2 protein-coding genes are annotated in these 9,756 nt (G+C 75.7%); both read right to left on the bottom strand.

The window, feature by feature from the left end; all coding sequences use genetic code 11:
- Positions 1 to 4,784, bottom strand: a 4,784-nt coding sequence (locus ACIOC0_RS38885; protein ID WP_402161633.1) for an amino acid adenylation domain-containing protein, incomplete at its 3' end; no start/stop codon positions are given.
- Positions 4,781 to 9,756 (bottom strand): amino acid adenylation domain-containing protein (locus ACIOC0_RS38880; RefSeq protein ID WP_402161630.1); only part of this gene is annotated, 4,976 nt, incomplete at its 5' end. The genes ACIOC0_RS38880 and ACIOC0_RS38885, both read right to left, overlap by 4 nt.

The raw sequence follows: 9,756 nt of genomic DNA, 5'->3' as shown, positions 1-9,756 counted from the left end.
CGGGTGAGGGGGGCGCGCAGGTCGAGGGGGATCCAGGCGGCTCCGGCGCCCAGGATGGCGAGGATGCCGGTGACGAAGGGGATGCCGGGCTCGCACAGCATGGCCACCCGTGAGCCGGGGCCCACCCCGGCCGCGACCAGACGACGACTCAACGCCGAGGCCAGCCCCACCAGTTCGGCATAGGTGGCAGTCCCGGTCGGGTCCTGCACCGCGAGCCGGCCCGGGCACACGGCGGCGTGCGCCCGCACCCGCTCCACCACCCCGGTGTACGCCTCCTCGACCGTCGTCGCCGCCCAGCCCGCCCGCACCGCGGCGGACTCGGCCGGCAGCAGCGCCCCGGCCTCGCGGACCGGCCGGTCCGGCGCCGCGACGAGCACGCCCAGCAGGTGCGCGAGCCGGTCGGCGAAGGACCGCGCGGTCGCCTCGTCGAACAGGTCGCTGCTGTACTCCAGGACCGCGTCGATCCCGTCGGCCGCACCCTCCTCCGTACGCCGTTCGAACAGCTCGAAGGCCAGGTCCGCCTTGGCGGTCCCCGTGCCGAGGAGCAGCGGCTCCGACTCCAGGCCCGCCAGCCGCACCGCCGACTCCGGCGTGTTGTGCAGGGTGAGCATCGTCTGGAACAGCGGGTGCCGGGACAGCGACCGGGTCGGCGCGAGCGCGTCGACCAGGGCCTCGAAGGGCAGGTCCTGGTGCGCGTACGCGGCCAGGTCGGTGGCGCGGACGCGGTCGAGCAGTTCGAGGAAGGTGGGGTCGCCCGACAGGTCGGTGCGCAGCACCAGGGTGTTCACGAACAGGCCGACCAGCTCGTCGAGCACCGGGTCCGTGCGGCCCGCGACGGGCGAGCCGAGCGGGATGTCGTCACCCGCGCCCAGCTTGGACAGCAGGGCGGCCAGCGCCGCCTGGAGCACCATGAACGTGCTCACGCCTCGCGACCGGGCCAGCTCGCCGACCGCCGCGTGCAGCGCACGGTCGATGCCGAACTCCACCTGCCCGCCCCGGTGCGCGGGGACTGCGGGCCGCGGCCGGTCGGTCGGCAGCTCCAGCTCGTCGGGGAGGTCCTTCAGGGCCTCCCGCCAGTGGCCGAGCTGCTCGTCGGACACCGACGCGAGCAGCTCCCGCTGCCACAGCGTGTAGTCCGCGTACTGCACGGGCAGCGGCGTCCGGACCGGCGCCCCGCCCGCGCGGCGCGCCTCGTAGGCCGTCGCGAGGTCGGCGCCCAGGGGGCCCACCGACCAGCCGTCGGCCGCGATGTGGTGCACGACGAGCAGCAGCACGTGCTCCTCGTCCGAGGCCCGGAACAGCTCCGCCCGCAGCGGCAGGTCGGCCGCCAGGTCGAAGCCACGCCGGGCCGCCCGGCGTACGGCGTCCTCGCTCATCGGGGTCACCGGCAGGTCGATGCGTACCGCCTCCGGGTCCAGGACCTCCTGGCGGGCGCGGCCGTCGGTGTCCGGGAAGCGGGTGCGCAGGGCCTCGTGGCGCACGACGACGTCGCGCACCGCCGCACGCAGGGCGGCCACGTCGAGGGCGCCCTTCAGCCGGACGGCGACCGGGATGTTGTACGCGGGGTTGTCCGCCTCCAGCCGGCCGAGGAACCAGAGCCGCTGCTGGGCGGGGGAGAGCGGCAGCACGTCCGGGCGTACGGCCGGCGCGGGGGCGGGCCGTGCCTCCCCGGCGTCCGCGACGCGGGCCGCGAGGGCCGCCGGTGTCGGTGCGTCGAAGACCGCGCGGACCGGCAGGTCGGCGCCGAGCGCCGTCCGGATCCGGCCGGTGAGCCGGGTCGCGAGCAGCGAGTGGCCGCCGAGCTCGAAGAACGAGTCGTCCGGACCGGCGGGCGCGGGCAGCCCGAGGACCTCGCCGAACACCTCGCACAGCAGCTGCTCCTGCGGGGTGCGCGGTCCGCGAGCGGCGGTGCGCGGGCCCTGGGCGGGCACCGGCAGCAGCTTGCGGTCGACCTTGCCGTTGGCGGTGAGCGGCAGCGCGTCCATCGCCACGTACAGGGCGGGCACCATGTGCGCGGGCAGGCTCTCGGTCAGGTGCGCGCGCAGCGCGGCCGGAGCGGCCGTGCCGACGGTGTAGGCCACCAGTTGCGTGCCGCCCGGCAGGTCCTCGCGGGCCACGACCGTCGCCTGGGACACCTCGGGGTGGGCGGCGAGCGCCGACTCGATCTCGCCGAGCTCGATGCGGAAGCCGCGGATCTTGACTTGGTGGTCGGCCCGCCCGATGTACTCGATCTGCCCGTCGGCGCCCCAGCGCACGACGTCGCCGGTCCGGTACATCCGGCTGCCGGGCGGACCGAACGGGTCCGGCACGAAGCGGGTCGCGGTCAGCGACGGGCGCCCGTGGTAGCCGCGGGCCACGCCGTCGCCGGCGATGAACAGCTCGCCGACCGCCCCCGCGGGAGCGGGCCGCAGCGCCTCGTCGAGGACGTACACCTGGGTGTTGGCGACGGGGCGGCCGATCGGCGGGACGCCGCCCCGCTCGCCGTCCAGGACGGCCGCGGTCGACCAGATCGTCGTCTCGGTGGGCCCGTAGACGTTGGTGACCTCGCGGGACGCGGCGCGCAGCGCGTCGGCGAGCGGTTCGTCGACGGCCTCGCCGCCGATCAGGACGCGCAGCCCGGCCAGGCTCTCCGGGTGCTCGGTGACCAGGGCGTGCCACAGCGTCGGCGTGGCCTGCATGACGGTCGCGTCGCTGCCGGTGACCAGCGCGGCGAGGGCGGCCGGGTCGCGCACCGTGTCGCGCTCGGCGAGGACGAGTTCGGCGCCGGTGAGCAGCGGGACGAAGATCTCCAGGTTGGAGATGTCGAAACCGAAGGTGGTGACCGACAGGAAGCGGTCCCCGCCCGTCACCCCGAACCGCTCGCCCATGTCGTGCACGAGGTTGATCAGCGCGCCCTGAGGCACGACCACGCCCTTGGGCCGGCCGGTGGAGCCCGAGGTGTAGATCGTGTACGCGGTCTCCAGCGGGTCCGGGGCGGGGGTGCTCACCGGGCCGGCGGGCCGCTCCGCGAGGAGCGCCGCCGCCGTGTCCAGGGTCAGGTGCGGGCGCTCGGTGACGGCGGACAGCGTGGCGGCGACCCCGGTCGTGGTGACCACGAGGGCGGGCGCCGCGTCGTCGAGCATGTAGCCGATACGGTCGGCCGGGTAGTCGGGGTCGAGCGGCAGATAGCCGGCGCCCGCCTTGACGACGGCGAGCGTCGCGACGATCAGCTCCGTCGACCGGGGCAGCGCGAGCGCCACCAGGGCGCCCGGGCGCGCGCCGCGCGCCACCAGCTCATGGGCGAGCCGGTCGGCGCGGGCGTGCAGCTCGGCGTAGGTGAGCCGCTCGGCCCCGCAGCGCAGCGCCGGCGCGTCCGGGGCGGCGGCGGCCCGCGCCGCGAGCTGCTCCCGCAGGGCATGGCGCGGGTAGGAGCGAGCGGTGGCGTTGTACGAGCCGAGCAGCGTCGTCCGCTCCTCCTCGTCCAGCAGCTCCAGCCGGGAGAGCGGCAGGTCGGCCACGTCGGGAAGGGCGGCGAGGAGCCGCAGCACCCGCCCGGACAGCGCGGCGGCCTCCGCGGCGGTGACCAGGTCGGGGGCGTGGTCGAGCCGCAGCGCCAGCTCCTCGCCGGGCAGCACGAGCAGCGACACCGGATAGTGCGTCGCGTCGCGGCCCTTGACGCCGGTGACCGTCAGACCGGGGACGGCCGAGCGCAGGGCGTCCGGGTCCAGCGGATAGTTCTCGAAGATCAGGACGGTGTCGAACAGCTCGCCGTGGCCCGCGTCCCGCTGGATGCGGGACAGGCCCAGGTGCTGGTGCGGCAGGAGCGCGGTGTGCTGCTCCTGCGCCGACTCCACGACCTCCGCGAGGGTCCGCGAGGCGCTGGTGCGCAGCCGCACGGGCAGCGTGTTGATGAAGAGGCCGACCATCGACTCGACGCCCGGCAGCTCCGGCGGCCGCCCCGACGTCGTGGTGCCGAACACCACGTCGTCGCGGCCGGTCAGCGCTCCGAGGACGACGGCCCACACGCCCTGCAGGACGCTGGACAGGGTGACGCCCCGCGCCCGCGCCCACTCGGTCAGGCGCGCCGTCGCTGCGGCGTCCAGCCGGGCGATGTGCTGCTCGGGCAGCACCGGGGCGCGGCCGGGCGGCGCCGGCGCCAGCCGGGTGGGCTCCTCCAGGCCGTCGAGCAGCTTCCCGTAGGCCGCCGCGGCGGCCCGGCCGTCCTGCCGGTTCAGCCAGGACAGGTAGCTCTTGTACGAGGTGACGGCGGGCAGCGCCGAGACGTCGCCGCCCGCCGCGTACGCGGCGAACAGCTCGGACAGCAGCAGCGGCATCGACCAGCCGTCGAGCAGGATGTGGTGGCAGGTGACGAGGAGCCGGTGGCGGTCCGGGCCGGTGCCGACCAGGGTGAAGCGGATCAGAGGCGGCCGGCCCACGTCGAACGGCTCGGTGCGGTCCCGGTCGGTCAGCGCCTCCACATCGCCCGGCTCCGTCACCTCCCGCCACGGCACGGGCACCTGGCGGGGGATCAGCTGGACCGGCTGACCGTTCTTGCGGTAGCGGAAGCCCGCCCGCAGGTTCGGGTGCCGGGCCAGGACGCCGGCCGCGGCCGCCCTGAGGGCGCCCCGGTCGAGCGGCCCCTCCAGGTCGAGGACGAGCTGGACCGCGTACACGTCGAGTTCCCGCCGGTCGTACACGGCGTGGAAGAGCAGGCCCTCCTGGAGCGGGGTGAGCGGCAGTACGTCGCTCAGTCCGCCCGACGCCCGCGGCGCCCCGGGGCCCTTCCCCTGTGCGGTCGTGCTCATCCTTCGTCCCCCCACTCGTCTGCGAACTCGTTCTCGAACTCGTCGATCTCGTCCTGGCCGATCCCCTCGACGAGCCCCAGGTCCGAGGGTGTGAAGCCCCCGGCGTCGGGCCGTGCGGCGTGCGCGGCCAGCGCCTCCAGCGCCCGGAACCAGCCGCGCGCGATCGCCTCCGCGTCCGCGTCGGCGACCGTCCGCCCCGCCCACGTCCACTCGGCGACCAGGCGCGGTCCGTCGGGCAGGTCCTCGGTGCGTGCGTTGACGCCGAGCGCGTGCGGCAGCGGCATCTGCTTATCGGTGCCGGCCGCGACGTCCAGCGACTCCGGCACGACCTGCCAGTCGCCGGGCTCCGACAACGCCATCCGGCCCAGGTAGTTGAAGCCCAGCTGCGGCGATGGGCGGCCGCCGAGCACGGCCGCCGAAGCGGCGTCGAGCCGGCTCAGCAGACCGTGACCGATGCCGTGGTCCGGTATCCGGCGCAGCTGCTCCTTGACCTCCTTGAGCGCCTGGCCGAGCGCGGGCCCGCCCGCCCACACCTCGTCGAAGTCGCACAGGCCCACGTCGAGGCGCACCGGGTGCGTGCTGGTGAACCAGCCCACCGTGCGGGCCAGGTCGACGCCCGGCACGACCGCCTGGCGCCCGTGCCCCTCCAGGTCGACGAGGACGTCCTGCCGCTCGCCGCGCCCGCGCCGCCAGTCGGCCACCGCGAGGGCGAGGGCGGTCAGCAACACGTCGTTGATCTCGGCGTGGAACGCGGCAGGCACGGTCGTCAGCAGCTCCGCCGTGGACGCGGCGGGCAGTTCCAGCCGCAGTCGCCGGGCGGTCGCCGCGGTGTCCTGCCCGGGGTCGAGCGGCCGGGCGCCGAGCGGCGGGTCGCCGCCGTCCGCGATCTCCCGCCACAGCGGAAGTTCGGCCCGGCGCTCCTCCCGCGCGGCCTCCTCGTGGAGCAGCAGCGCCCACTGCCGGAAGGACGTTCCGACCGGGGCGAGGGGCCGCTCGGGGTGCTCGTACGCCTGGGCCAGGTCGGGCAGCAGGATGCGCCAGGAGACGCCGTCCACCACCAGGTGGTGCAGGGTGAGCAGCAGCCTGCCGGGCCGTGCGGCGCCGGCGTCGATCCACACCGCGCGCACCACGTCGCCCCGGCCGGGCGCCAGTTCGCCGCGGGCTGCGGCGGCCGTCTCGCGGACGAGGACGGCGAGATCGTCGGAACCGGCCTCGACCCGGCGCAGCACGTCCCCGGCCCGGACCGCCCCGGCCTCCAGGATCTCGTCGCCCCGCCGGCGCAGGGCGTCATGGTGGTCGAGCAGCGTCTGCAGCGCGACCTCGATCCGTTCGTACGAGGCGCCCGCGGGCGTCCGGACGACGGCCGCCTGGTGGAAGCCGTCGGTCGGCCCGTCGATCGCGTCGAACCAGGCGGTGATCGGCGTGGCCGGCACCGGTCCGGTGCCTTCGCCGACCCCCACGGTCCCGGTCCGTCCGACGGCCTGGGCGGCGAGCGCCAGTCCCTGCGGGGTGCGGTGCACGAAGACGTCCTGCGCGGTGATCGCCAGGCCGGCCTCTCGCGCCTTGCCGACGAGCTGGATCGAGCTGATGCTGTCCCCGCCGAGGTCGAAGAAGCCGGCGTCGGCGCCGACCGACTCCAGCCCGAGCACCTCCGCGAACGCCCGGCACAGCGCCGCCTCCCGCTCGTTCGCGGGAGCCCGCCCCTCGGCGGCCCGCGTGAGGTCGGGCGCGGGCAGGGCCCGTCGGTCCAGCTTGCCGTTGCCGGTGAGCGGCAGCGCGTCGAGGGCGACGACCGCGCTCGGCACCATGTGCTCGGGCAGTTCGGCGGCCAGGCGCGCGCGGATCTCCCGCACGTCCACCGGGACGCCCGCGGCGACGACGTACGCGACGAGCCGCTTGTCCCCGGGCCGGTCCTCGCGGACGATCACCGCGGCCCGCGCGACGTCGTCCCGGGCGAGCAGCACGCCCTCGATCTCGCCCGGCTCGATGCGGAAACCGCGCAGCTTCACCTGGTCGTCGACGCGCCCCACGTAGTCGAGGCTGCCGTCGGCGTTCCAGCGCACCAGGTCACCGGAGCGGTACATCCGGCCGCCCGGCGCGGTGGCGTACGGGTCGGCCACGAACCGGCTCGCGGTCAGCTCCGGGCGCCGCAGATAGCCACGGGCCAGCTGGTCGCCGCCGATGTACAGCTCACCGGTCACACCCGGCGCCACCGGCCGCAGCCGTGCGTCGAGCACGTACAGCCGCGTGTTGTGCAGCGGGAACCCGATGGGCGGCTTGACCGCGCCGGACAGCGGTTCGCTGATGCTCGCGCAGACGGTGGCCTCGGTCGGCCCGTACGCGTTGCGCATCACGCGCCCGCGGGAGAACCGCTCCACCAGCTCCGGCGGGCAGGCCTCGCCCGCCACGACCAGCTGCACGCCGTCGGGCATCGGCCGGTCGGCCGGCCACGCGGACAGGACCGTCGGCGGCAGGCAGACCATCGTGGTGCCAGTGCGCTCCACCAGCTCCGCGAGCGGCGCGCCCGGGCCGCGCTCCTCGGCCGTCGACAGAATCATCGTCGCGCCCGAGAGCAGCCCGATGGACAGCTCCCAGGTCGCCGCGTCGAAGCTGTACGAGGCGAACTGCAGCCAGCGGGTGGCGGGGCCGATGCCCATGCGGGGACCTTGGTCGGCCACCATCACGGCGACCGTGCGGTGCTCCACGACGACACCCTTGGGGCGCCCGGTGGAACCGGAGGTGTAGATGACGTACGCGGGGTCGCGCACGGTCAGCGGCCGCGTCCGGTCGGCGTCCGTCGGCACCCGGTCCGGCCGGGCCCGCACCGCGGCACGCACGTCAGCGTCGTCCAGCAGCAGCCGGGGCACGTCCGAGTCGCCCAGAGCGGCGGACTCGGCGTCCATCGTCAGAGCGAGCGCCGGCCGCGCGTCGTCGAGCATGTAGCCGATGCGGTCGCGCGGGTAGGCTGCGTCGATCGGCAGGTAGGCGGCGCCCGCCTTGAGGACGGCGAGCAGCGCGACGACCATCTCCGGCGAGCGCGGCAGCAGCAGGGCCACCAGGTCGCCGGGCCCGGTGCCGCGGGCGGCCAGCTCATGGGCGAGCCGGTTCGCGCGGGCGTCCAGCTCCGCGTAGGACAGCACCTGCGCGCCGAACTCCACTGCCGGGTGCGAGGGTTGAGCGGCCGCCCTGGCCGCGTACAGCTCGTGCACCGGGGCCGTCTCGACGTCCTGGACCGGACCGGCCCACTCGCCCAGGATGCGGGCGCGCTCGGCGGGCAGCAGGGTGTCGACCCGGCCCAGCGGCAGGTCGGGGTCGCCGGTCAGCACGCCGATGAGGCGGGCGAACCGGTCCGCCATCGACCGGGCCGTCGCCTCGTCGAACAGGTCGCTGCTGTACTCCAGGACCGCGTCGATCCCGTCCGGCGCCCCGCCCGGCCCGTGCCGCTCCGTCAGCTCGAACGCCAGGTCCAGCTTGGCGGCGCCGCTGCGGACCGGGACCGTCTCGACGTCCAGGCCGGGCAGCGCGAGGTCGGCGGCGGCGTTGTTCTGCAGCACCAGCATGGTCTGGAACAGCGGCTGCCGGGACAGCGACCGGCTCGGCGCGAGCGCGTCGACCAGCGTCTCGAAGGGCAGGTCCTGGTGCGCGTAGGCCGCCAGGTCGTTCGTGCGGACCCGGTCGAGCAGCTCGCGGAAGGTCGGGTCGCCGGACAGATCCGTGCGCAGCACCAGCGTGTTGACGAAGAAGCCGACCAGCTCGTCGAGGGCCGGATCGGTGCGCCCCGCGACGGGCGTGCCCAGCGGGATGTCCTCGCCCGCACCGAGGCTCGACAGGAGCGTGGCGAGCGCGGCCTGCAGCACCATGAAGGTGCTCGCGCCCTGCGCCCGGGCCAGCGCCGTGACCGCCGCGTGCACCTCGGCGTCGACACGGAAGCCGACCGTGCCGCCGCGACGGCTGGGGACGGTGGGCCGCGGCCGGTCGGCCGGCAGCTCCAGCTCCTCCGGGATGCCGTCCAGCGCCGCCTTCCAGAAGGCGAGCTGCTCCTCCGCCAGCGCGTCCAGGATCCCGTGCTGCCACAGCGTGTAGTCCGCGTACTGCACCGGCAGCGGCGCCCGGTCGGGGACCGCGCCCGCCCGCCGCACCCCGTACGCCTCGGCGAGGTCGCGGGCCAGCGGGGCGACGGACCAGCCGTCGGACGCGATGTGGTGCAGCACGACGAGCAGGACGTGCTCGTCGTCGGAGAGCCGGAACAGCTCGGCGCGCAGCGGCAGCCCGTCCGCCAGGTCGAAGTCGCGGGCGGCCGCGGCGGCCAGTACCCCGGGCAGCGCCTCGCGGGTCGTCCCCGTGACCGGCAGCGCGGGACGCGCCTCGGTGGGGGAGAGGATCCGCTGGCGCGGCCGGCCCCCGGCGTCGGGGAAGACCGTGCGCAGGCTCTCGTGGCGGGCCACGACGTCACCCAGCGCCGCGCCCAGCGCGTCCGCGTCCAGGTCGCCGCGGAGGCGCACGGCGAACGGCAGGTGGTAGGCGGCCGAACCGTTCTCCAGGTGGTTCAGGAACCACAGCCGCTGCTGGGCGGGGGAGAGCGGCAGCTCGTCCGGGCGCTCGACGGCGGTCAGCGCGGGCCGCACCGGACCGTCCGCGCCGTCCAGGCGAGCGGCGAGCTCGGCGACCGTCGGCGCGTGGAACAGCGTCCGGACGGCGACCTCGACGCCCAGCCGGGCCCGGATCCGGGACACGACCTTGGTGGCGAGCAGCGAGTGCCCGCCGAGGTCGAAGAAGCTGTCGTCGATGCCGACGGCGGGCAACCCGAGGACCTCGGCGAAGATCTCGCACAGCGCCTGCTCTCGTGCGTCGCGCGCCGGGAGCAGCCCGGAGACGGCGGCCGAGGGGTCGGGTGCGGGGAGGGCTTTGCGGTCGATCTTGCCGTTGGGGGTGAGGGGGAGTGCGTCGAGGGTGAGGAAGGTGCTGGGGACCA

Source organism: Streptomyces sp. NPDC088254 (genome assembly GCF_044740925.1).
GTDB lineage: Bacteria > Actinomycetota > Actinomycetes > Streptomycetales > Streptomycetaceae > Streptomyces.
The sequence above is the reverse complement of the archived record's forward strand: the minus strand, read 5'-3'. Positions and strand labels throughout refer to the sequence as shown.